Annotated in this window: 20 protein-coding genes, 1 pseudogene and 2 CRISPR repeat arrays; of the genes and pseudogenes, 13 read left to right on the top strand and 8 right to left on the bottom strand. The window is 61.4% G+C overall.

Annotated elements, in window-relative coordinates; translation table 11 throughout:
* Positions 1-60: 60 nt before the first annotated feature.
* Positions 61-756: a GNAT family N-acetyltransferase gene (locus P2T60_RS19795; protein WP_276282692.1), complete on the bottom strand. Its 696-nt coding sequence runs from the start codon at positions 754-756 to the stop codon at positions 61-63.
* Positions 757-990: 234 nt separating this feature from the next.
* Between P2T60_RS19795 and P2T60_RS19790 the strand changes: the two genes are divergently transcribed.
* The 5 genes from P2T60_RS19790 (at position 991) to P2T60_RS19770 (ending at position 9083) form a co-directional block, all read left to right on the top strand.
* Positions 991-2460: an amidase gene (locus P2T60_RS19790; RefSeq protein ID WP_276282691.1), complete on the top strand. Its 1470-nt coding sequence runs from the start codon at positions 991-993 to the stop codon at positions 2458-2460.
* Positions 2461-2869: 409 nt separating this feature from the next.
* On the top strand, positions 2870-4087 hold the full coding sequence (locus P2T60_RS19785) for a hypothetical protein (RefSeq protein WP_276282690.1): 1218 nt from the start codon (positions 2870-2872) through the stop codon (positions 4085-4087).
* Positions 4000-8022 carry an RHS repeat domain-containing protein gene (locus P2T60_RS19780; protein ID WP_276282689.1) on the top strand — a complete coding sequence of 1341 codons (4023 nt, stop codon included), beginning with the start codon at positions 4000-4002 and terminating at the stop codon, positions 8020-8022. Before P2T60_RS19785 ends, P2T60_RS19780 begins: the two co-directional genes overlap by 88 nt.
* A 3-nt stretch (positions 8023-8025) precedes the next feature.
* Positions 8026-8547, top strand: coding sequence for a hypothetical protein (locus tag P2T60_RS19775; protein ID WP_276282679.1), 522 nt, complete (start codon positions 8026-8028; stop codon positions 8545-8547).
* An 89-nt stretch (positions 8548-8636) separates the two neighbouring features.
* Positions 8637-9083, top strand: coding sequence for a hypothetical protein (locus tag P2T60_RS19770; RefSeq protein ID WP_276282688.1), 447 nt, complete (start codon positions 8637-8639; stop codon positions 9081-9083).
* Positions 9084-9234: 151 nt separating this feature from the next.
* Here P2T60_RS19770 and P2T60_RS19765 read toward each other — a convergent pair whose 3' ends face one another.
* Entirely contained in the window at positions 9235-9507 is a 273-nt protein-coding gene (locus P2T60_RS19765) for a hypothetical protein (protein ID WP_276282678.1), read from the bottom strand.
* Positions 9508-9784: 277 nt separating this feature from the next.
* Here P2T60_RS19765 and P2T60_RS19760 point away from each other — a divergent pair, with 277 nt between their 5' ends.
* The 4 genes from P2T60_RS19760 to P2T60_RS19745 all read left to right on the top strand — a co-directional run bounded on the left by P2T60_RS19760 (position 9785) and on the right by P2T60_RS19745 (position 16097).
* Positions 9785-13141 (top strand): carboxypeptidase regulatory-like domain-containing protein, encoded by a 3357-nt coding sequence (locus P2T60_RS19760; protein WP_276282687.1) that lies wholly within the window; start codon positions 9785-9787, stop codon positions 13139-13141.
* Between the two features lie 225 nt (positions 13142-13366).
* Positions 13367-13801, top strand: a complete 435-nt coding sequence (locus tag P2T60_RS19755) for a DUF7985 family protein (protein ID WP_276282675.1) — start codon at positions 13367-13369, stop codon at positions 13799-13801.
* Between the two features lie 58 nt (positions 13802-13859).
* Complete coding sequence (locus P2T60_RS19750; RefSeq protein WP_276282674.1) at positions 13860-15692, top strand: DUF8186 domain-containing protein; 1833 nt, start codon at positions 13860-13862, stop codon at positions 15690-15692.
* 216 nt (positions 15693-15908) lie between these two features.
* Entirely contained in the window at positions 15909-16097 is a 189-nt protein-coding gene (locus P2T60_RS19745) for a hypothetical protein (RefSeq protein ID WP_337250857.1), read from the top strand.
* A gap of 253 nt (positions 16098-16350) precedes the next feature.
* A CRISPR array of direct repeats spans positions 16351-17386; the repeat unit is 30 nt; unit sequence GCTTCAACCCTACTCGGGTTCGTCTGTAAC.
* A gap of 608 nt (positions 17387-17994) precedes the next feature.
* Here the strand turns inward: P2T60_RS19745 and P2T60_RS19740 are convergent.
* Genes P2T60_RS19740 through P2T60_RS19720 form a run of 5 tightly spaced genes read right to left on the bottom strand, consistent with a single transcriptional unit; the run spans position 17995 to position 20146 of the window.
* On the bottom strand, positions 17995-18723 hold the full coding sequence (locus tag P2T60_RS19740) for a hypothetical protein (RefSeq protein WP_276282673.1): 729 nt from the start codon (positions 18721-18723) through the stop codon (positions 17995-17997).
* Positions 18720-19082 carry a hypothetical protein gene (locus P2T60_RS19735; RefSeq protein ID WP_276282672.1) on the bottom strand — a complete coding sequence of 121 codons (363 nt, stop codon included), beginning with the start codon at positions 19080-19082 and terminating at the stop codon, positions 18720-18722. The genes P2T60_RS19740 and P2T60_RS19735 overlap by 4 nt, the downstream gene beginning before the upstream one ends.
* Before the next feature lie 26 nt (positions 19083-19108).
* Positions 19109-19237 carry a hypothetical protein gene (locus P2T60_RS19730; protein ID WP_276282671.1) on the bottom strand — a complete coding sequence of 43 codons (129 nt, stop codon included), beginning with the start codon at positions 19235-19237 and terminating at the stop codon, positions 19109-19111.
* Positions 19230-19724, bottom strand: coding sequence for a hypothetical protein (locus P2T60_RS19725; RefSeq protein ID WP_276282670.1), 495 nt, complete (start codon positions 19722-19724; stop codon positions 19230-19232). Before P2T60_RS19725 ends, P2T60_RS19730 begins: the two co-directional genes overlap by 8 nt.
* Positions 19724-20146, bottom strand: a complete 423-nt coding sequence (locus P2T60_RS19720) for a helix-turn-helix transcriptional regulator (protein ID WP_276282669.1) — start codon at positions 20144-20146, stop codon at positions 19724-19726. Before P2T60_RS19720 ends, P2T60_RS19725 begins: the two co-directional genes overlap by 1 nt.
* Positions 20147-20500: 354 nt before the next feature.
* Between P2T60_RS19720 and P2T60_RS19715 the strand changes: the two genes are divergently transcribed.
* The 4 genes and pseudogenes from P2T60_RS19715 (at position 20501) to P2T60_RS19695 (ending at position 23636) form a co-directional block, all read left to right on the top strand.
* Positions 20501-20758, top strand: coding sequence for a winged-helix domain-containing protein (locus tag P2T60_RS19715; RefSeq protein ID WP_276282668.1), 258 nt, complete (start codon positions 20501-20503; stop codon positions 20756-20758).
* Between the two features lie 812 nt (positions 20759-21570).
* Positions 21571-22043: a CRISPR direct-repeat array (repeat unit 37 nt; unit sequence GTCGCAGTACCCAGAAAACCCACACCGGGATTGAAAC).
* A 27-nt stretch (positions 22044-22070) separates the two neighbouring features.
* A pseudogene (locus P2T60_RS19705) lies at positions 22071-22328 on the top strand (M48 family metallopeptidase); the annotation flags it as partial.
* Between the two features lie 268 nt (positions 22329-22596).
* Positions 22597-23163 carry a Panacea domain-containing protein gene (locus P2T60_RS19700; protein ID WP_276282666.1) on the top strand — a complete coding sequence of 189 codons (567 nt, stop codon included), beginning with the start codon at positions 22597-22599 and terminating at the stop codon, positions 23161-23163.
* Positions 23164-23177: 14 nt separating this feature from the next.
* Positions 23178-23636, top strand: a complete 459-nt coding sequence (locus P2T60_RS19695) for a hypothetical protein (RefSeq protein WP_276282686.1) — start codon at positions 23178-23180, stop codon at positions 23634-23636.
* A 156-nt stretch (positions 23637-23792) separates the two neighbouring features.
* Here the strand turns inward: P2T60_RS19695 and P2T60_RS19690 are convergent, their stop codons facing one another.
* Entirely contained in the window at positions 23793-24200 is a 408-nt protein-coding gene (locus tag P2T60_RS19690; RefSeq protein ID WP_276282664.1) for a DUF8112 family protein, read from the bottom strand.
* Positions 24201-24467 lie beyond the last annotated feature (267 nt).

Genomic DNA, 24467 nt, shown 5'->3' with positions numbered 1-24467 from the left:
GAGCAATCGGACGGGGACTGCCGAAGTTCAGTGTCGGTTTCGAGGACGGCGACGGCCGTCTCACCCGTCCGTCGAACCGTGAGCGACCGTCGCTGGCGAGTCTGCGAGCAGTGCTTTCTCGAAGTCGTCGCGTTCGCAGACCATCAGTAGCGCGTCTTTGTCGGCTTCTTCGAAGTAGAACTCCTCGCGGGCCTCGAAGCCGCACTGTTCCAAGATGTGGATGACGACATCGTGTCCGGCGTCGGGTTCGCCGACCACCCGGTCCGTTTCGGGGTGTGAGAACAGCATGATGCCCATAGCGCGGATGAGTGCTTCGGCGTAGCCGTTCCCCACGTACTCCGGCGGGCCGATGAGCAGGTGTGCGGCCCGGTCGGTCGGGTCGGCGTCGTAGTACGCGTCGAGTTCGTACTCGCTGGGCCAGTAGAACTCCCAGTAACTCATCGGTACGTGGTCGATGTAGCCGATGCACGGCGTCAAGTGGTCTTCCGCGAGTTTCTCGGCGAGGTGGTCGCGGAACGCTGGCAACGAGAGGTCGAGTTCCCAGAACTCCGTTACGTGGTCGTAGCCGAGCCACGTGTGGAGTCTGCCGAGGTCACGCTCCATCGTTGCAGGCCGAAACGAGATGGTTCGGTCTATCGTCCGGTCGTAGCGCTGGAAGATGTAGTTCGACCTGATGGTCGCGTCCGGGCCAAGTGTGGGGAGGGTCGCGTCGTCGCTATCGTCTCTCGGGTCGTGGGTCTCGTCTGTCGATGTCATTTGTCTACGGTGAGTTCGGTCACGGGGGACTGGTTGCGTTCGCGTACACCGGGCCGGTCTCTCGTTCTGGCGTTCGCGGTCGTAGTCTCCCGTGAAGTGGGCGAGAGTTGTCGGGCCGATGTCTTCTTACCGATGCCAACGTGATTTAGGCCACCCTAAAAAGTAATAAGGCCACCGATTTTAGGCGGGCCTAAAGCGATGGATATACGGTCTCGGTCCGTCGTATCTGCGGCTATGAACACGGCGTACGCGTCCGCCACGGAGATTGCGACGAACGTCCGTCGGGGGAACCTCTCGCCCGTCACGGTCGTCGAGGAGACGTTGACACGCATCGAACGGCGGAACGACGAGCTGAACGCGTACGCCGAAATCGCGGACGACTACGCTCGGGAGCGGGCCGCCGAAATCGAACGCGCCGTCGGCGACGGGAACCCGGTCGGTCCGCTCGCTGGCGTCCCCGTAGCGGTCAAAGAGTCCGCCGCGTCGAAGACGGGCCTGCGGCGGACGATGGGGTCGGTTCCGTTTCGGGATTCCGTCGCGGAGACCGACTCGACGTTCGTCACTCGACTGGAGCTAGCGGGTGCGGTAATCGTCGGAACGACGAACACGCCGGAGTTAGACCACAAGACGACGACCGACAATCCGCTACGAGGACCGACTCGGAACCCGTTCGACCCGTCGCGGAACGCGGGTGGTTCCTCCGGTGGGAGTGCCGCAGCGGTCGCCGACGGTCTCACACCCGTCGCACACGGGAAAGACGCGGGCGGGTCGCTTCGAGTCCCGGCGGCGTGGTCCGGCGTGTACGCCTTCAAACCGACGTTCCGACGGGTGCCGGACGTGACTCGACCGGACGGGTTCGCGGACGACCTCGGCGTCCGGTCCAGCCACGGCCCCATCACGCGGAGCGTCCGCGACGCCGCCCTCGTTCTCGATGTCATCGAGGGCCACCACCCACGGGACCCGTCCAGTCTCCCGGACAGCGACGACTGCTACCGCGATGCGGTCGAGCGCCCAATCGACGGACTCGAAATCGCGTACACTCCAGACTACGGTACGTTTCCGGTAGAGACCGAGGTACGAGAGACGGTCGCGGACGCGGCCGAGGCGTTCGGTCGCGCGGGAGCGACGGTCGAACGCGTCGAAGTGCAACTCGGATACTCTCACGCGGAACTCACGGATACGTGGTTGGACCTCGTGGCCGCCAATCTCGCGGCGATGAGCGAGTGGCTGGCGCGACACGAGAACCTCGACCTGCTCGGAGAGTACCGCGAGGAGATGACGGACGGAGTAGTCGAACTGCTCGAATCCGGTGCGGAGACGACCGCGACGGAGTACCTCCACAACCACGTCGTCCGTACGGCAGTACACGACGCAATCGAGGATGTCTTCGAGGAGTACGACCTGCTGGTTTCGCCGACCGTCTGTCACCCTCCCGTCGAGAACGCGACCGAGGAATCCACGCTCGGGCCGGAGGAAGTCGATGGCGAATCGGTGGACCCTCGAATCGGGTGGTGTCCGACCTATCTACTCAATTTCACGGGGCATCCCGCTGCGTCGGTTCCCGCAGGAACGGTCGATGGAGGGCTTCCAGTCGGGATGCAGATTGTGGGACCACGCTTCGCGGACGAAACCGTCATCGCCGCCAGCGCCGCGTTCGAGCGAGTTCGACCGTGGGCCGGTCGGTACGACGCCATCCGCGACTAACTCCGTCTACCCCCAGAGGTCGGGACGACCTAACTCAAGCATCGCGTCAACGAGGTTGCTGAAGCGGCCGACCAAGACGCGAAGTGCGAACACGTGTTGACAGACGTACGGGTAGTCGTAGATGTATTTGAAGCGTGGTCGTCCCGCCCATAGCGCCGAGCCTGATTCTGCTAACACCACCTGTTCGGCACTGGCGGGACGATACCCGGCCGTGACTATCACCCTCAGCGAAACCGCCGCTTGGTTCGTTACTCGCCACCACAGACCAAGCAACCGAGTAACAGTCTCTTAGTATTTAACTACCTGCTATAACAGGTCTCGTTCGTCTCTGGTATTTCAATCTTCCATTCAGTATCAGATTTTATAATACGCAATAGACACTTTAGATGCTAGTTTCTACTGCACTGCAATGAACGCTCGGAGCCAGCAGATTCTCGCCGTCGCCTTCTCCATCCTCATCGTCACGGCGACGGTCACGCCCGCGACTGCCGCCCTTGACTCGTCATCCTCCCAGTCCGACGCCGACCTCCCCTCACTCTCGTCGCTCGCCACCACTATCGCAGGCCACGAACTCTTCCCCGACACACCCGGCAACGGTAACGGAAATGGACCCGGCAATGGAAACGGGAAGGGACCGGGCCAGACGACGACCGCGACCACAACGACGGCCGGGAATGAGACGACCACACCCGGCCAAGGCCCGCCGGAAAACCCCGGACAGGGACCGCCAAAGAACAAAACGCAGGGACCGCCCGAGAACCCCGGCCAAGGTCCGCCGGAGAACAAGACGCAAGGCCCACCGGAGAATCCCGGACAGGGACCACCCGAGAACCCCGGACAGGGACCGCCACCGCACGCGGGGCCGCCGTCGTGGGTGCCGAACAAGGGTGGAGACTCGAACGCGGACAACCGCGGCCCGCCAGAATGGGCGAAGAACGGGCAAGCCCCGCTACCGCCTACGAATCGGTCGGCGCTCCGTAATCGGAGCGAACCACTGGCGAACGCGACCATCAACGTCTCTATCCGCGAGAATGCGTCGGCCGCCGACTACCGGCTTGCCGCCATCGACGCCCTCCAAACCACCGAGTTCGACGCGCCCGGTAGCTCTGCCGACGACCACCGCCGCCAAGCTCTCCGTGCGTTGAACGAATCGCTCGACTACGTTCTCGACGCCAACCGCACCACCTCCGCGGAACTCTTCGAGCGCGACAAAGAAGCGAGTACACCCCCGCAGTTCGCGCCGAGCGTCACCAAACTGCTCGTTCGCTCGGACGAACGCCTCGCGGCGACCGCTATCGCGGACGCCGACCGCCTCGCAGCACGCTCCGTGAGCGGAACGTCTCGTTCGACGAGTCGGCCGTCGAAGAGAATATCTCCGGAGCGCGCGCGGCGGTTGACCGCGCCGAGCGCTTCCGGGCGCGCGGCCAACAGCACACCGCCATCAGCCAGTACCGAGTCGCGTGGATTCACGCCCAGCAAGCCCTCGACGTACTCGACCTCGCTACGACGCCGAACGTCACCATCACCACCCGCGAGGACATGCCCCACGAGGAAAACGTCACCTACGCGGTCCGCGGCCGCGTCTTCGACGTTCGAGGCCACGAACTTGCGCTGGCGCTGTCGCTGAACGGTGCGAACTGGACGCTCGACCTCGCCGTGAATACGACGCCGGGCGCGGTCGGCACCTTCGAGACGAACGTGACGCTTTCGCGGCAGGTCAACCGGATTACGGTGTCGGCGACCGACCCGAACCGGCGGTGGTCGCCCGACTACAGCGACGAGGCCCCCACGGTTGGCCGGGATGTACTCCGTCTCGACGGCGATGGGTTGCCGGATTTCTACGAGTTGAACGTGACGGGAACCGACCCCTTGGGGCCGGACAGCAACGCGTCGCGGACTTCGTTCAACGAGTCGGGGAACAACGTGACTGATGGGGCGGAGGACTTCGATAGCGACGGGGAGACGGTCTACGAGGCGTACCGGTTCGGTCTCGACCCGCTGGACAACGACACGGACGGCGACGACTTGCGGGACGGTTTCGAACTCCAGTTCCGGGGTATCGACCCGCTCACGAATGATACCGACAACGACACGATACGGGACCCGGCCGAAGACCTCGACAACGACTCGCTGTCGAACCGCCGCGAACAGGCCGCGAACACCAACCCCGTCGAAAACGACACCGACGGCGACACGTTGAACGATTCGGCGGAACTCGCCAACGGGACCGACCCACTGGAACCGGACACCGACAGCGACGGTTTGCGCGACCCCGACGAGTACGCAGTCGGCACCGACCCAACTGTGGCGGACACCGACGGCGACGGGGTGTTGGACGGGAACGAAACGTTTGCGACCGAGACGACAAACGAGTCGGTGGGCGCGGCGGTGAACATCTCGGGCGAAGGCAACGTCGCGGACACGGTAACGATTCAGAACGAGACCAACGACCGGATTCAGACCGGAACGGTCGCCAACGCCTCCGCATCGGAAGTGTTGGACGTGGACGCGGACGCCGAGTTCGAGCAAGCAAACCTCTCCATCGACTACGACGAGCAGGCGGTCGGCGACGAGTCGGACTTAGCGGTCTACACCTACGACCCCGAACTGCAGACGTACGTCAAACTCCCCTCGGAAGTGGACGCCGAAAACGACTCGGTGACGGGGACGACCCCGCACTTCTCGACGTTCGTCGCCATGAACCAGACCGCATGGCAGAACTACATGCAGAAACGTGCGAAACCCAAGCCCAAATACGCGCTGAACGAGTCGTTCAGTGACCTCTCAGGGTGGAACTGCACGGGGTCGTGTTCGACCGGCGCAGGCCGCGCAGTCATCGGCCAGAACTCGTCGCTGTTCTACTCCGACGACGTGAGCGCGGCGTGTACAGGTCCGCACTTCCCGGATAACGGCGAATGTCCCGTGAACGGTGGAGACGGCGACGACGATGACGACAGTGACGACGATGATGACGATGACGACGAGGGAACGAGTGACCCGTCGCCGCCCAAGCAGTTCGACCCCTCGGATAACGAGAAGTCGCTCACGATTCCGTCAGATACGGTCGAAGTCACGTTCACGATGCCGATTATCGCGTTCGCGGAAGAATCGAACGCGAGTGTGGAAGTCGCTGTGTCGGTCGGGTCCGAGACCCGGACTGTCTTGGAGTTGTCGGGCGACGACGGCGAGCGAAACACCGACCACGCCTACATCGACGAGACGTTCGAGAATCCCGACGGCCAGCAGGTATCCGTCTGGATTCACACCGAGAACCTCGCAGGCACGAGTCCCGGAAAGGCGAGTGTCGAGGTGAAACGCGACAGTGACGGCGACGGCCTGACGAACGGGTTAGAGCAACTCGGCGTCAAGACCGGGACCGGGCGCGTGTCCACCGACCCGTACGACGCCGACACTGACGGCGACGGCATCACCGACGGCGCGGAAGTGGCGGGCTACATCCCGCGGTACGTTGACGGTGGGTATTTCGAGCTTCGGAGTAACCCGACCGCGGTCGATTCGGACGGTGACGGTCTCAGTGACGCCGAGGAATGGGCTGGCGGCTACACCGTCCGATACACGAAATCGAGTGCCGACTCCGAGCAGTTCCTCGCGGCACTATACGACGGCGGCGACCCCGGTGACGCACTAGTGTCGCGGACGGTCGACCCTGATCCGATGCGGCAGGATTCGGACGACGACGGCCTCGACGACGGCCGAGAACTCGACCTGGGCACCGACCCGACGCGCGCCGACACGGACGGCGACGGTATCGCCGACGCCGAGGAGAGACGTGGCGGGTCGGACCCGACGCTCGCCGACTACGAGGGGCCGACCATCGACGTGTTCCGCGCCGAGTTCGGCAAAGACGCGTTCAGCGGGGATACGTCGTACGCGGTCGGCTACCGGGTGGACGACCCGAGCGGGGTGGCGTCCTCACGGCTCACGAAAAACGGCGAGATCCAGACGCGGACGACGTGGGGTGGCGACCGCCACGGGAGTCAGTCCCGCGCGTTCGAGACGGGTCTGCCCGAGACGATTCTCGACGGATTGACCGGGACAAGCGTCGTGGTTCACGCCCGCGACACCCACGACAACCGCCGCCAGCAGGTGGCGATGGAACGCGCGAACGTCTACGGCGCGACCGTCAAAGAACTCACCACCCAGTCTGACCTCGGCCCGGAACGCGCCTCGATGTTCGCCGGAATGCTCTCGGGATTCACCGTCGGAGCCGGTTCCACCGCGCAGACGGTCAAAGCGCTCACCGACCAGCCACTCGCGTTCCTCGGAGCGTTCGAGCAACTCGCCACTCTCGTTGACCGACTCGGACTCATCGACAAGATTCTCGCCACACTCCCCCGCCGGATGGTTGAGAGTCTCGAAGCGAAACAAGCGACGAACAATCCCTACGACAGGTCGGACCCGAGCGAGCAAGCTGAGTACGATGCGTTCCGCGTTGGCTGGTACACGGGCTACGTGGCGTTCCAAGCCGTCCAACTGGTGGTCGGCGGACAAGCCCAGACCGCGGTGAAAAACTCCGACCGGTTCGCCGACCTCGTTGACCGCCTCGACCGCAACGGACGCCTCTCGGAAGCGAAACGGTACTACGACGTGGCGAAGGGGCGGACGACTGGGCGCGCGAAACAGGTGACGTTCGAACTCGGCGGGCGAGCGGCGAAGGGAAGCTGGCACTTGAGCAAGAAGAGCGGACGCCGGGTGGTGGCGGGCGTGAAGACCGCCGCCGGGAAGTACGACGCACGCCAGCGACTCTCGAACGCAGAGGCGAGTACGCACTCGCAAATCGACGCGCTGAGTCCAGGCGACCAGCGAGTGGTCGGGCGGGTTCTCGCGCGGACCGACGACCCCGAGATCATCGCGGACGGCGGCGACAACTTCGTCGCTATCATGCGGCAGGCCGACGACATCGACCCCGATGTCGCCAAGCGACTCGCCAAACTAGAGCGCGACGACGAACTAACGGTCGCCGAGCGGAAACGACTGCTACAGGCATACGAGAACGGGCGGGTTGATAACGAGGACCTTCGCCGCGTCTCGAAGCTGTTGGACGAGAGTAACGACGAGTATCTCTACGACGATGCGGTGAGTGTCGAAGAGCTAGTCGAAATCGAAAGCGAGGGTGGTGATATTAGTAAAACTGGCTTGGTGGTGAAAGATGAAACAAGCGATGTCATGTGGCTTGAGTCCGGAAACGATGAAGAAAGTTGGATACATATAACGGCAAGACACATCATCGGGACGGACTTAGATGACGAAGGTGGAACGTCGTTCTGGCCACTTGGTCAGAAGGTGAAGGGGCGTCCACTTCCAGATACGCTGGATCAATACGAGGTTCGTGAGCTTATCTATCAGGCGGTTAAGAACGGTGAGCGGACACCACAGGGTGAAAAGTGGAAATACTACTTCAAGCCAACTGAACAGGGGTATCCAGATTCGGGGATTAGTGGGATGCGAGTCTACGTCTTCCCAAGCGGGAAAATAGAAACTTCGTACCCTATGAGCGGTAGCGCGCATACTAAGTGGGCCAACGGCGAATGGGTGGAATGAAAGATGGCGACTCAAAATCCATCTATTGAATTACGATACGATTCTAGCTTTAAGCAGTCTATCACCGAGCGTGAACGGCCAGACCCACTTGTTGGGATGAAAATTAAAGTGGGAGATTTGTATGTGTTTGGTGACGAAAATCACGTTAATAGTGATTACATGACGACAAATCTCACGGTCCAATTGGAAGCAACCGAGAAAATACTCACGAATGAAACCGTAGTTGTTGAGTACGCGAATGGACCGATGTGGTTGGTAATCGAATCAGAGGACGAAAATTCTATTAGAATAACAGAATGCCCAACTATTGAAGGGGTGAATAATCCGGAGCAACGTCTCTCTATTGAGAAGAGTGCAGTCGTCTCGAAAGAATCGTGGATACGGGAACTTATTGAGACAGCAGAGGAATTTTATCGAAAAGTTACAGATTTAAATCCGGACTTGGAAGACGATTCAATGCTTCGACGACTTCATGAGGAAATCGAAGGCGCGAAAAGACGATTGAAAGAAATCGAAATTTCATAAGAATACGAGTCTCCATAGTCAGACCACCTTAGCCGGAACAGACGATTCTTGAAGGTCAAACGGTACCAGACCTCGAATGACTAATTTCTATGTCTCTCACAGCGAAAATCATCGAAATTATCCCTGACGTAGAGTACGAAGGAGTCGTATATGAACAACGTGTCGTAGTTGCGCTTCCTACCGATACCCAAATTGGGCTTTTTGACTACGACTTGCACGCAACCTCTGATATGGTTGGAACGAAGAGACAGCTCTCGATACTTGCATATATGCCAACTGAAGTAGACGTGGTAATGGATAGCGAACCCGGCATCGAACCCTCGAATTCGAATCCGCGTGGTTGGAAACATCACACCTATCGTGGTCTTATCACGCAGATTGATTCAGATGGAACTCTTGTCCTTGATGTGGGATACGGGACCGTTCGAGTTGATAGTGACGTACACGAGTTAGTTGACACGCCACTAACGGAAGGCCAGTTTTTGCGTGTCCAGACAAATCGCTCCGATCTTACTGGTATCAGTGACACTGCATAGAGATATTCTACTACGTCAGAATCTAGCAACTACAGCTGAATCTCACAACTTTAACCCAATACGTTCCAACATTGCGGAAAAGAACTCGGACTAGTCGCTTCTCTTGGCCAGTGGTTCAGTTGAGTGTCTTCGGTCGGACGTACCACCAAACTCACCCGTCACTTGCTTCGAGGTCGCTGACGGAAAGCGTGCCCTCAATGTATTCTTGTCCGCGGTCGGTGATGCGGTACGCGCCTTCCGATGCATCCTCGTGGCGTTCGAGGAGGTTGTGGTCGGTGAGGGTGCGACAGCGCTGGCCGACCCAGTCGCCCGAGAAGTGGACGTTGAGTTTGAGCGAGGCGGGTTTCATCCAGCCGCCGTAGCGTGCGAGTTCTTGGAGGATAACTTGGTCTGCCGGTTTCATCCAGTCGATTTTCCGGTACATGCGCTCTACCCGACCATCTCGCCGCCCCGCCATTAATCTATTCCATATCCTTCCGGTGAATCGCCTACCTACCCGTCTCTACCCTCTAACTTACGTGTCGAGACTCGGCTATCCACCCTATTCCGAGGTCTCGTTTCTCGACTCGGTAGACAGTGCTTCAGGTTCGCCGAGCAGAACGTATTAGTGACGCTACGTCTCTATACGCTAGATACATGGCTACAGTTAGCTGTATAGATAGTTCAACTAATGCAGTGCGAGCGGAGTGACTATCGAGGGTATGACAGGAAGTTATCCAGACGGCGAGGCGAGCGACAGAACGGAGTTACAGTGTCCGGCGTGTTTCACGACCGGACTCGACAGTATCGACCGTATCACCGGCCAGTACGACACGAGGCGCGAGGAGTACGTGTACGCGACACAGTGTCCGAACGACGATTGCGAGGTCGAGCGCGTGCCGCCCGAGGAGGTACGCCGTCAACTCTCATCGAGCGTCGGCGTCGGCGTTGGGTTCGACTTCGACCTTGCGGGTTTGGTCCGCGAGTTCAGTTTGCGGACGGCCGCGATGGTCGCGGCGGTCTGCCTGCTGGCCGTTGCGGCCGTACTCGCGTCCGGCGGCCTGTCGCTGTCGGTCAACCTCGGATTGGGTGGGACGGCGAGCGCGTCGGATGCACCCTACGAGAACCTCTCGACGGCCGACGCCAGCCTCACCGTCTCGAACGAGATGGGTAATTGGACGGTGTACGGCTACGGCGGCGCGTACGTCGTGACCGGCGACCTACACGGTACCGTCGTTTATCTCACTCCGGCGGGGAACGTGACGCGGACGCCGTATTTCTTCTCGTCGCGGGCGAACGCGCGAGACGCAGTATTGGCGTGGCGTGCGAAACACGAGACGGACCCGTCACAGTATCCGCGGCCGGACGCACCGAACAGTACGGCGCTCTATCAGTCGAGTAATTGGACGGCGTTCGAGTTCAACGGTAGCTACGTCGTCGCCGGACGAATCAACGACTCCTTGGTCTATCTGTATCCGAATGGGACGTATGCCGAGCGCCCGTACGTCTACGAGAACGGTTCGGATGCGCGGCGGGCGATAGTCAACTGGGAGGTTCACGCTGGCGAGTACGGCAACCAGCTTCCCGCGGTCGAGCCAGTGCCGCTTGAAGACGTGAAGTCGGACTTGCGGGAGTGGGACCCGGACGGTATCGACTGGCCGACCCAGACGCCCGCGTCGGGCGACTACGACTGGCAGTGGCCGAGCGACGAGTACGACCCGACCAACACCTCCGAGACGGCGACCACCGACGTGATTCGCGGGGCGGTCTACGACGACGCCGACCACGCGGTCGCGGGCGCAACCGTCTACTTGGAGCGTGCGGGGCGGACGGCGACGACCGGCGCGAACGGGACGTTCGAGTTCGGGAACGTCACGCCGGGGAACGACACGCTGTTCGTCGAGCCACCCGCCGGGAGTTCGCTGGCGGCGAGTCGGCCGGTGAACGTCACGGTGACAGAGGCGGGCGACCTCCGCGTGTGGGGGAGTCCGGAGAACGTGGTGTTTTTCGAGACCGCGGACGGGACGGTCGCGGAGAACTCGCTCCGGTTGTTGACGCGGCCGAGTCAGCGTATCGAAATCACGGGCACCGGGTCGGCGCTGGCGTCCACGATACAGTTCGCCCAACCACTGAATGCTGAGAATACGTCGGTCTCGCTTACGGGGTTGTACACGGCGGGCGAGCAGACCAAGACTGTTTCGGGCCACAACACGGCCGAAACGGTCCCTATCGACGGGAATCGCGTACCCGACCGCCAACGTCTTCGACTCTCCGGACAGGTTGCGAGCGAGCGCGTGGCTACGTCGGGCACCTATACGGGGTCGGGGTCGGCTCCGACACTCCCGGTTCGAGGGAACATGCCGCCGCGGGACGTGCGCGTCGACCTCGCGGCGAACCTCTCAGAGAACCGCGTGACTGATAGTGAGACGCTGGGGTTGGATGCGCGGCCGACGCGGGCGGTGGTGTCGCAGTTGACTGACGGCGAGACCGGCGTGGTCGAGGTGCGGCGGAACGGCACCTACGAGGTCGCAGTCGAGTGGAAGATGCGCAACACCCAGTACGGCGGGATGCACGGCCGGTTCACGGTCTCGGCGTGCGACGAGTCGGGGTGTCGCCAGTTGACGACGGTCGAGCGACGGTTCGGTGGCGGCCGGTATCGGGCGTCGCGGTCGGGGACCTACCGGGCGACGGTCGCGTTGGACGCGGGCGAACGTCTCGAAATCGAGGTTGCCGAGAGTGGGTGGGGGAAGACGAAGATACCCGCGCAGGTCGTCACCACCTATCAGGGCGAGCGCACGCCGGCGACCGAGACGGTCACGGTCGGCGGGAACCTCCCGCCCGCGAACGCATCACTCACACTCACGGGGAACGACGGGGTGGAGACGCGGTACGGGACGCCGCGGGTGAACGTCCACGGCAACCCCGAAGACTACGGGTCAGTCTCGCGGGAGAAGACGCGGACGCTGTTCTACGCGCGTGAGTCGGGCTACTACACGTTGCGTCTGCCGTGGGTGGTGAAAGCGACGACCGCGACGACGTACGGCGACGAACACGGCGGGCGGGCGGACCTCGCGCTCCACGTCGGCGGCGAAACCGTGCTGTCGAAGACCGCCGAGACCGCGCCCGGCGGCCGCGACGTAGACTCCGGCACCTACCGCGAGCGGGTCTACTTGGACGCTGGTGAGACGGTTCGGGCGGAGATGGAGGCGGCGGACGCGGCGACGGTCCGGGTGTCGGGGACGGACGCGGGCGTCGTTACGACCGCGCCGACCGGCCGCGTCGAAGTCACCGTCAACGGCCGGACGTACCAGACCTCGGCGCTGGCACCCGGCGAATCCGAGACCCTCACTCTCTCGCTCCACAACGGCACGAACCAAATCGAGGTCGAGACGACGGGCGGGAAGCAGGTCGGGTTCGACCTCGCGTACACCGAACGCACCGGCACCCGGCGTCCCGTGGTCCGGGTGGGCGGTGAGACGGTGTGTTCGTTCACGGGCGTTCTCGACGGTACTCGGACCTGCGACGTGCCCCAGTCGTTGCTCGACGGGGAGTCGGCGGACTTCGAGATTACGACGGCGAGCGGGCCGGTCGCGTACGACGTGAGTTATCGGGCGCGGGCCGCGCCCACGAATGCGACGGTCACGGTCAACGGTGAGACCTATCGGTATCCGAGCGAGTTCGACGGTCGCGGACCGCTCACCGACGGGATGGTGTCGCGGAACGTGTCGGCGCTGGCGCTCGGCGCGAACACGGTCGAGGTTGCGACCCCCGAGGTCGATGGGTTGCGGCCGACCGTGACCGCGACGCTCCAGTACGCTGGCGAGGCCCGCCAGACTACCAAGCCCAGTGTTGTCGTCGAGTCGCCCGACGGCACCACCCATCGGAAGGCGGTGCCCGAGGCGGTGCTTGGACGGGACGGGACGCTGACCGGGACGTACGACGTGGTGGTTCCGGCGGAGTGGTTCGGTCGGGGCCGGAACGTGGTGCGTGTCGAGACGGCGGACGCGTCGCAGGTCCGGGCGGTCGTCCAGTCGTCGGGCCTCACCCGGCAGGTCCGAACGTTCAACACCACCGCCTAACACGCTCCCTCGAAGCCCGCCGGACCTTCTGCGTTTTTCGAGTCGTGTTCTCGTGCGTTTGGATGTCTGTGGGTATCCGTAAAGGCTATAAAGTTATTCTCGGAATGATACGAGTGTGGTTGTCGGAGGCGCAGTACAAGCGACCTCTTCTTTGCTCGGGCGTCGGGGATGGCCGCATCCTCGGACCGGGCGTGACGCACGAACCAGTCACAGTAACAGTGAGACATGATTCAGAGACACGCGTCGAGCGACGAGCATTCAGCAAGTGTATCGACAACGAACCGACTCCGACTCCGGCAGGTTGGCGTGGCCGCCGTGGTGGTTCTGGTCGTCGCGTCGCTGGTAGCGACGCCGGTGGCGGCGGACGGCGAGAAGGAGAAGAACCCGATGTGTGGGACGGTGATTAGTGGCGTGTTCAACTTCCTGATTCAGTTCAGTGTCTGGATTGGCGGCGCTGGCGGGTTCGCCACCGTCATGGTCACGAAGGCACTGGAGAGCCTGCCGTATCTCGGCCAAGAACAACGGAAACTGTTGAAGAACACGCGCGGACGGTCGATTCGCGCCGGACTCACCGTGTTCCTCGCCGGACCCGCATTCACCATCTTCGTGGACATGACCGGCGTCCCGATTGCTAGCTGCATCAAACTCGTCCCCTTCTAACCCCGGCCCTATGCATTCGGGCCGTATCCTATTGGTCGCTCTCGTACTTGTCGCATCAGTGACCGCCGTGGCGACTGGCGCGGTCGGCGGTGGGTTCGACCAGCCAGTTGGCAACGAGACGTACGGTCTCGGCAACAAGACGGCGGTGCTGTGGTCGCTCGACACCGATACCACGGCGTCGAACGTGAGCAACGACACGACGGTCTCGAACAGGACCGCGGCGGGGAACCAGTCGATGGTCGAGGCAATGGTGAACGCAACCGACTACACGTGGTCACAGTCACCCGACCTGCCGCGACAGTGGAATCGACGGGCGTGGGCGGCGCTGGCGCGGAACTTTTCGACGACTCGGAGTCGGTCGGTTGCGCCGTCGAACGCTAGTCGTGAGTCGGTGTCGGTCGCAGGGACCGGCGGCGTCCGGGACGCCCACGCGACGATAGCGCGCGTCCAGCCAGCGACCCACGTGTTCGTAGACGAGGCGACGCGGCGGACGATGCTCGCGCGCGACGGCCGCGTGTTCGGTCTCGTCGATTACCGCGTCGAGCCACCCACGGACGACACGGACGCGAGCGACGGCCGGACGGTCGAATGGACGGTCGCATCGCACGAAATCGCGGCAGTGTGCGTGTTGCAGGGAGTCGCAGAGTCACGGGCGTCCTGCGACCGGCCGGGGTCACGAATCGGCCGCACGGACGGGTCGCACGTCGTGAACGTGAGCTACGAGGCGCTCGGGTACGGCGGCCGGAACACGACGGTCGTTCTCGCCGCGCGCATCGACGTGGAGTACGTGAAGACGGTGCGCGAGCGCCACAGCGAGACCTACGAGGAGTGTCGAGAGGTGCGGACGCCCGCGGGGACGGTGACGAAATGCGACGAGGAGACGCAGACGTGGTGGACGGAGACGACTACCCGGCCGACCCAAGAGGTCGTCGTGACCGACAGCATGTCGGAAGTGTCGTTCTACCGCCTTCGGTCGGCGGTCCGGTACGCCCGCTACCCCGACGGCGACATGGGCGTCGTGGTGCAATCCTCGCATCGCTGGACGGGCGTGAACGTGTCGGGGCAGGGCGTGGTGCCGACGCGCTGGCGGTTCTACACCGCGCGAAACCCGGCATGGGACGAGTTCCAGACCGCAACCAGCGACGGCGTGGCCTACTGGGAGTCCGGGGTCCGGCCGGTCCGAACGTATGCGTTCCCCGCGGACGTACATCCGCGCGGCTACAGCGACACCGACACTGGGTCGGGGTCGGGTGTTGTGGTCGAGGCGGTCCTCGACGGTGAGACCGCGGGGAGTCCCGCCGCGGCGATCCCGGACGCGGTGGACGTGGACGTGGTTGCGGGCGAGTACGAGACGACGCGGACGCTCGCGGTGCGCGCCGACGAGTTCACGCCGACCGTCCGAGTTCGCGGGCTGGTCGGCGGCGTTGAGAGCGAGGTGGTGAACCTCTCGGCGACGACGGGTGTCCGGCGGGTACGGCGGTCGAACCTCTCGGCGGCGGTAGTCGAGAGTAACGCGACGCACGCGACGGTGCGGGTGGAGTTACGGGGGAACGCGACGGGGCGGCCGATAGACCTCCGGGACCGCGACGGCCACGTCGTAGTCGCGGGCCACCGGGTCAACACGAACGCGTCGGGTGTCGTGCTGGTGTCGGTCGAAAAAGCGCCGTCGGTCGGCGTCCGCTATCGACCCGCGCCGTGGTGGAGTGAGACGCCCGCGTTCACTGGAAGCCGGGTGCGCGTGCATCCCGGCAGTCGCTTCTTCTCGATACAGGTGCAGGCCGAGTTGTGGACGCGCATTCTCGGCTTTCTGACGCCCGTCGTCTTCGTATTGTACCTCGTCGACCAACTACCGGGCGCGCAGACGTGGCCGCCGTGGTCGCGCCGTCGGTAGACGCTCGGACACACCGAGAGTTCGACCGGGACGGCGAGGCGTCGGGACAGTCTCACCACGCGCCGCTAACCAACACCGCCGTTCCCCCAGTCACCACTGTTGGTTAGCCCGGATTCGCGTTCTGTCCGAGACCAACGGTGAGGGTGTGGCTGGCGTCCCGGTCGGCGTCGAGACGCTCACGCTCGTTCGGGGGACGGGAGTTTCACCGTGTTTCCCGTGGATAAGCCTGTGTTCGATGCGGCGTGCGAGGAGTTCGCTCGGTACGACGACCACCAGATTTCGTTCGTTGACCACACCAGTAGCGGTCTCGCCGACCGCCATGACATCGACCACATCTTCGCGTTCGACAGCGACTTCCGCACGTTCGATTTCACACTCGTCCCCGACGACGTAGACGCTCCCTGACCCATCTCGGCGACGACGGCGCGGCGTCGAGGTCGGTGGGGTCGGGGTCGCGGTCGGGAGTTCGGTCGCTAACCAACACAACAGTTCTCAGGTAGTGGTGTGTTGGTTAGTCGGGTAGACTGTTCTCTCCCGGCCTATCTCTCGCCCTCGTCATCCGAGGCCGAGTTTGGTCGAGACGCTGGCGGCGTTCCCCGCGCGCAGTCGTCACGCATCTATAACCCCAGACACGGTTCTACGATGCACTCCTGAGCGAACTCCAACCCTACTCGGGTTCGTCTGTAACATTCCTCGAATGGGCCGAGCAGGGCAACAGCGACCTTGCTTCAACCCTACTCGGGTTCGTCTGTAACGGCGACGTGGGGCGGCTACTGGCGGTTCACTACCTCGCTTCAACCCTACTCGGGTTCGTCTGTAACACGGAGCGAGTCGAGACAACTGGGCCGGGAGTCGGGCTTCAACCCTACTCGGGTTCGTCTGTAACTCCGGTCCAACACGCGATTGACCGCCGGTCGGTCTGTCGCTTCAACCCTACTCGGGTTCGTCTGTAACTCAGGCTGAGTCCTGCCAGCAGGACGACGGCGGCGCTTCAACCCTACTCGGGTTCGTCTGTAACGCGGCTGAGATGGGGAGTTTCGCCCGCGATGAGACAGAGCTTCAACCCTACTCGGGTTCGTCTGTAACGCGACGGTTCTGTGTCAGTAGCGTTTGAGAACACGGTGCTTCAACCCTACTCGGGTTCGTCTGTAACCGCGCTCAAGCCGAGAACTTTGCTGACGCGGTGACCCGGCTTCAACCCTACTCGGGTTCGTCTGTAACTTCTCCGGTTCGATTCCGGGGGCGGGCTTCGAGGTTAGCTTCAACCCTACTCGGGTTCGTCTGTAACGGTCGCTGTGGGGGACGAACTGGAGCGTCCCGTCGATCGTGAGCTTCAACCCTACTCGGGTTCGTCTGTAACCGGGCACATCCGGCCCCGACTGACTTCCCAAGTGCTGGCTTCAACCCTACTCGGGTTCGTCTGTAACCGCGCTCGTTAAGACTGTCTTCGCGGTCGGTTCGAGCGCTTCAACCCTACTCGGGTTCGTCTGTAACACGCCTTCTCACTGCCATCCTCCAGCGACCGGAACGGCTTCAACCCTACTCGGGTTCGTCTGTAACGGTCATCTCGCCGTCGGCGTCTCGGGCGTCTCGGTCGCTTCAACCCTACTCGGGTTCGTCTGTAACGCAACGACGGCGACGCCGACGACTACGTGACCAAAGAGGCTTCAACCCTACTCGGGTTCGTCTGTAACCATGGGTGTATCGCGGGGGAGAGGCCTTGTATCTGGCGTTCATCGACCGGTGTTTCAGTCGACCCTGCCGAGTCCGGGGTTGACCGGGGGTCGATTACGCCGCGATACCACGGTCGAGAGCGCCTGAACACGACGATACCGAGTCACCGGGGGTGGGAGCGAGCGCCGTTAGCGACCGCGAGAGAAGGGGGTCGACTGACTTTCCGAGCAACGGGGCGCTTCCGACCGCCGAACTCGGTTGTTCGTCGCCCCCTTCGTCTGTCGGACGAGACCGTCTTGGTTGTTGTTCGACGGTTACTCGGCCGGAAGCGACCGACGGGACGCTATCCGGGCCAACATCTCGGTCGTTTCTCGAACGTTACTCGACTCCACTGTCGGCCGAACAGGTGGTGTTAGCAGAATCAGGTTCGTCACTGCGGGCTAGACGACCACCGACGACCACTCTTCAAAACACACTCACGACTACCCATACCGCCTTGTACAAGTCCGCTAGACCGTGTGTGCAAGTGTAGTTGTCGTGAGAGCGTGATTGCGGGAGGGCGCGGGGTGTCGCTGACACCCCGCCCGTGGTGGCTGTGCTAACACCACCTATGAGTTCGCTGTCGTGGTTAGTCGGCGGCGAGGATGTGGCCGTCTTCGGTGAGTTCCACCACGAGCAAGTGTTCGCCCTTCCGCGTCTTATCCTTCCGGACCGTCCGCGGCGACGTTTCGGCGAGACCGCGAATCTTCTCGAAGACGCGCTTAATTTCGCTGGACTTGAACGTGCGGTCGAAGTAGGCGTTCAGAAACGGTCGGACCTCGGGCGCGGTGTAGACGACGCGGTAGCCGTTGGCGTCGGAGACGACCCGGCCCCAGTCGTTGGCGTGCTGGAGGAGGGCGCGGGCGCGTTCGTGGACGGGATAGATACGGTCGGTCACGTCCTCGGGACCGTTCCGGACGAGGCGGACGAGACGGTCTTTCTCGATGAGGTCGGCGTCGGTGACTTCCACGTCGGCCGCTTCAGCAACCTCGTTGACGCGGTGTTTGAGTTGGGCGTCGGCGCGACTCCGCATCTGTTGTTCGTCAACCACCGTGTCGTGGAGGTCTTCGATGTCGTCGTGGATGGAGAGTTTTGCGTTCGCAATCTGTTGGGTGCGTTCTTTTCTGAGTTCTTCCTCGGCGTCCTTGCGCTCGCGGCGCTCGCGCTGGAGGTCGCCACGCAGTTGTTCGAGTTCGACCTGCTGGCTTTCGTAGTTCGCGCGGAGTTGTTCGACTTCTTGGCGGAGTTTCCGGACTTCGCGGGCGAGGTCGTGGTGGTCGAGCGCGTCGATTGGCTGGTCGGACCCGTCGGCGCTCACTGTCCGTCACCTCCTGCGCGGTGGGTCTGCCAGTCGTCGCGGTCCTCCGGGGCGTAGTCGGCGAGCGCGTCGAGGTACGCCTGTAGCTCTGTGGCGCTGTGGAAGGCGGTGACGTTCAGCACGTCGATGGGGTTCGCGCCGTCGCAGTGGTGAACGGTCCAGACGCCTTCGGTGGTGTGGGTGAGTTCGTAGTCGTGGTACTGAAGCGTGGTGCCGGGTTGGTACGCGCCGACGAAGAGGCGTTCGAGGTAGTACACGATGTCTTGCCGGTCGGCTTTCGTTTTCGTGGGCGCGATGGTGGTGTCGAGTGCTTGCGTGTCGGTACAGTCCGTGTCGTCGGTGTTGGTGTTGTCAGTCATTGGTTTCGAGAGTCTCTGGTTGGTTGTTAGACGGTGCAACCGCAGGGGTCGGCATGGTGGGCGTCCGGGCCGTCCGCCGACAGCGCCGTAATCGGCGTCCCGCATTTCGGACAGTGGCCGTCCGCGAGCGCCGAACACGCGGTAGTGCTACTCACACGCCACCACCCCACGCTCGCGCTCTCCGTCGCGGTCGGCGTTGGCGCTCGGGTTCGACGTATCTCGGTCCCGGCCGCGCTCGTGGTCGTCGTGGTCGTGGTCTCGGTCGTCGCTGTTGGCGTCGCGGATGCGGCGGCAGAACTGGCAGGGAGCGAACCCGCGTTCTTTCGCTTTCGCGCGGGTACACGTGTAGAAGTCGGCGTTCTGGTGGGCGGGACAGAGCGTGTTCTCGTCCGCGTCGGTCTCGTGGTAGGCGTACGCCCACGTCCGCGGCCGGTCACGCACGAGAACCGTCTCGTCGTCCGAGTAGGGGTCGTTCTCGATACGCCGGTCGCGCTCTTCCCGTGTCGGGTCTTGGAGGGAGTCGTCGGTCGGACAGTCGTGACTCCCGAGTTTCACCGTCGGCGTCCCACAGTCCGGACATACGTCGAACGTCTCGGGAATGGCGGTGTCGAGGTCCGGGCCGAACTCGTCGCGGGCGGTCACTACGCTTCGCCCCCTGTTGCTGGCGTATCGCCCAGTTCCGTCTGTTCACCACGGCTTCGCGTCTCGGTCCCGGTCCCGTTCTCGCTCGGGAAGGCGTTCGCGTCGGTGGCGAGTTCGACGCCCGCTTGTTCGGCGCGCGCCCGAACGTGCGCGTCGAGGATAGTGCGCGCCGCCTCGGTCGTCGCGTACTCGTTGGCGCGGCCGTCCTTCGCGCCCTTCGCTATCAAGTTCTGTTCGGCGAGTGTGTCGAGGTTCTGGTACAGACGGCCGTGATGCACTTCCTCGTAATACGTCGCTTCCAACCGGCGTTTCACCCGAAGGCCCCTCGGCGGGTCGCCGTCCCGTTCCAGCGCGCGAACGGCGAACAGTACGTCCCGTTGGAACCCGTGCAGGTCTACCAACGACGGGAGCGAGTCCGTCACCGTCCGGCACCTCCAGCGAACGGGTTGGTTGTGAATGCGATACGCGCCGCTATCCGTGCGGGAGATTCAAGTCCCCGCGTTCTGATTGCGTACATGGCTTCCGTAGCCTGATTACGGAGGCTCACGCGGACCCGATGACCCTAGCATCGGGGTCCGCTTTCTCTAGTGGACCCATCGAAGAGCGACGGGTCCGCGATTTGCTCCGTACTGTTCACTGAATATGGCACTACAATAAAACTTGCCCAAATATTGGGCTATAGTGGACTGATATTTGTTCTTTAAGTGACGTATTCGGTGCTGTTAATAATCTCGTCTTGCGAGTCTCGGTCAATGCGACGCCGCAGAGCATCGTGGATGACCGGAAGTGACGATAGAATCCTTGAGCTTCTGGCAGAGAGCGGTGTCGCTCTAAATAAGAAAGCCCTCGAAGTCAACTTTGAGCTTGAAGGCGAAGACATCTCCTACTCGACAATCAAGCGCCGACTCCCTATGCTCGAAGAGATAGGCCTTGTCGAACAAGTACGGCAGAAAGGGTCGTACTATCGAATTACGGAGAAAGGCCGTGCGTATCTAACTGGCGAGTTGGACGCAAGCGACCTTGAAGACGAGTAAGATGATAACTGACTCGCTGGTCAGGTTCCCACGTTCCGATTGCGTACATTGCTTCCATCGTCAGAGGTAATAAACCGAGATATGAGATTTACCAACAATGACGAGAGGGCCGGACTGGGAGAATAGCGCAACAAGGCCTACGCTAAGACTTCTTGCAGAACACGATTTAGCCCTCTCTGCGACAGGTATCTTCTATAACCTACAGCAGAAGTTGGAACGTCCCCCGTCTCAAGCAACTGTCACACGGGCGCTCAAAGGATTACGCGAAGTCGGTCTTGTCGCACAACCTCACGGGTCTCTCTATCAGATTACAGCGAAAGGCCGTGAGTATCTGGCTGGCGAGTTGGACGCGAGCGACTTAGAAACTGGAGGCGAGTAGATTCAGCGATGCGCTATCGGGCTGACTGGATGACACCGATGGACGAGCGAGTTTTAGAACTGCTCCAGTCGGCAGGTCTCGTCCTATCACCCTCAATTATCGCTTATAATCTTGGTTCAAGCCGAGAAGGAGTCTCTCGACGCCTACAAGAATTAACGAACCATGGTCTCGTTAATCGGGTCGAACGAGGCAAATACGAACTCTCCAAAGAAGGTGAGCAGTTCCTCGCTGGCGACCTCGACGCGAGCGAACTAGAAGACAAGTAGGACGAGTTCGGTCGAAGCCATGACGCGCGAGCGCGGTCGCAGAACAATTCTCGGTTATCTTCGTGGACCTTTTTAAAGTCTCTGTACAGCAGGGGTCCACGAACGACGCCGGTTCAACGAGCGCAAGAGCAAGCTTTATTGGGTCGTTCGCCGGATTTTCACCCCCGGTCGCAGTACCCAGAAAACCCACACCGGGATTGAAACAACGACGTCCGCCACGACCACAGCGTCCTGTGGACTCGTCGCAGTACCCAGAAAACCCACACCGGGATTGAAACCTTGAAAGGGAGCTTGCAGGGTTCATTGAAGTTTGTCGCAGTACCCAGAAAACCCACACCGGGATTGAAACGCTTACCGGCCTGTTCACAACTAATTTAGATGTCCGTGGTCGCAGTACCCAGAAAACCCACACCGGGATTGAAACGGTCACGTTTTGGTCGGCCGCGAGGGGAGTCGGAGCGTCGCAGTACCCAGAAAACCCACACCGGGATTGAAACACTGGCCCAGTCAGACTTCCAGAACGTGAAACAGGTCGCAGTACCCAGAAAACCCACACCGGGATTGAAACTCGGCGTGCGGGCCGCTTGTCGCCATGTCCGTAATGTCGCAGAACCCAGAAAACCCACACCGGGATTGAAACATGACCAAGGAGAATGGAAGAACCGACATTGAACTCCGTAACCAACGAACCCGATGGGGAAGTTGTTCGACAGGCGGCACACTCAGTCTGAACTGGCGACTCATCATGGCACCACCTGACGTAGTTGATTACATCGTCGTTCACGAACTCGCACATCTCACCGAACAACACCACGGCGAAGCCTTCTGGCAACAAGTTGCCGACCAAATCCCCAACTATCAAGAAAAATCCAACTGGCTCAACCAGAACAGCGCGAAGCTAATCTTCACCCAAGACGACCTGTAAAACACCAACCACCACTACCAGTACTCCCCCGAAAAAATCTGCTTCCGTTCTCTACCCTTTGCTTCCGTTGCTTGGGTGACTGTGGCTACTGATTTTGTCTATCTGTTCGATGTTGGGTTGGCATAACTATAGATTTGGTAGGTGTTGTTTGAGTTGTTCGAGACGTGTTTTTACACGTTTTTCCGCGTCTTATGATTTGTTCGACGTGTTGAACATTAATAAGATTAATAAGGGTTGGCCGTTGTGGATATGGTACGAGGATAACACTATGCCCGATTCAGAGTCCGTCGAACGAACGGACACACGGGAACTAAAAGAAATCATCAAAGAGTTCCTGAACCACTTAGATTTCGCCTACAACTACCGGCTACAGAAGCTCGTATACTACGGCGAAATCTGGTGTCTGCAAACCTACGGGCGGCGTCTCACCGACGCAACGTTCAAAGCACACCACTACGGAAGCTTCTCGGACGACATCGCCGACGCGCTCGAAGAGATGCGCAACGACGAGGAAGTCGAGTACGAGACCGTCGTCAAACCGGACGGTCCGACGTACGAATACTCACACCACGAGGACGGCGGCGAGTTATCCCCCGGCAAGAAAGAAATTATCGAACACATCCACAACGAGACGAACACGATGTCCACCGAGGACCTCGCGAAGTTCAGCAAACAAACGTGGCTCTATCAAAACACGGACGAGGCAGAATCGATGGACTTCGAGTACTACCGTGATGAAGTCGTTATCCCGCAGAGCGAACGCGAGCGCGTCGCGGAACGCGACGGTTGTCGTGCCGAGAGTGACGCCGACCTTCGGGAAGCACTAGCGAAGTAACCACTATCCAAGACATGAGTTGGAAAATCACACGCTATCAGGGATTCCTAAACGATATTCGAAGATGGCAACAGTCTGATTCGTCACTGGGGGAAGAAATCATCACCCAGTGCGAGGCTATCGAAGACAACCCGATGAAGGGTGAACGGAAAATTGGCGGGCCAATCGCAGACTGTCGTGCTGTATACCTACGGAAACAGACGTACGCGATTATCTACGAAAACGTCCCGACAGCATACGACAAAGAGGACGTAGACGAAATCAAATTTCGAGGCGTCACCAAACACGACAACCAAGCCAACGCCCGGACCGGGAGCGACGACCCCAAGATAGCGATGAAACGGTTCGAACTGGCGATACCGGCGTCAGAATCCGCCCGCCTCCATTCAGCATTAAAAGACAGCAACGGTGTCTACGTGAACGACGACGCAGTGAAGTGGGATAACCCGACTGAACTCTACGGCCAGTTCTGAACGACGCCACGAAGACAAATTCCGGTCAATAGCGTCCGAAGGCGAGATTCGAGACATCGAACGCCTTCCCCTCCGCGAAGTCCTCGAAAACCCGAGCAACTAATTCAACGCCTCACCCGCCTACGCGACCGCTATAATCCAAAAACGCTCTGGGAATTACCCACCCTCGCTTCCGTCGCTCGGCCGACTGTAGCTTTCGAGTTCGACGTTGGTCAACGCTAACCGTGTGGTTTGGGCGGCGACCTGCATGACGCCGAGGAAGGCGGTCGCCGTCACCTCGGTCGTACCGAGGGTGGGCGTGGAAACACCATCACCACTGCGACAGTCGCGGCAGTAGACTCTCGGACAGTTCCACGTATCGTGTCCGGCCTTCCGGTAGGCGTACACCGTCACACAGTCGCCGTCGTGTAGCTCGCGGCCGCAGTAGGCACAGACACCGCTCGCACCGTCGAGTCCGACCCGTACGCCGTTCAACACCTGTTCGACCGTTGCCTCGACGCGCACCACCTCACCGTCCGCGCCGTCCACGTCGCCGTCGGCGTCCGTGCCGGTCCGAGACGCCATCTAGCGACACCCCGCACAGACAACGCCTTCGCCACTGGTCGGGCCGCCACACTCCGGGCACTCAGCCTTACACACCGCCCACGGCGAACCGTTCCGCGCGGCTTCCTCGGCGCGCTCCATCCGCTCGCACTCCCGACAGACACGCTTCGGCGTCCGACACCCACACTTGCGACACCCCATCGTTACACCCCCTCCGAACAGGCCGCAACTAGTTGGCGAACGTTACGCTTTTCACAAACTGCGTTCGTAGCGTACATTGGCTTTCAC

It is taken from the genome of Halorussus caseinilyticus (genome assembly GCF_029338395.1).
Lineage (GTDB): Archaea > Halobacteriota > Halobacteria > Halobacteriales > Haladaptataceae > Halorussus > Halorussus caseinilyticus.
The sequence above is the reverse complement of the archived record's forward strand: the minus strand, read 5'-3'. Positions and strand labels throughout refer to the sequence as shown.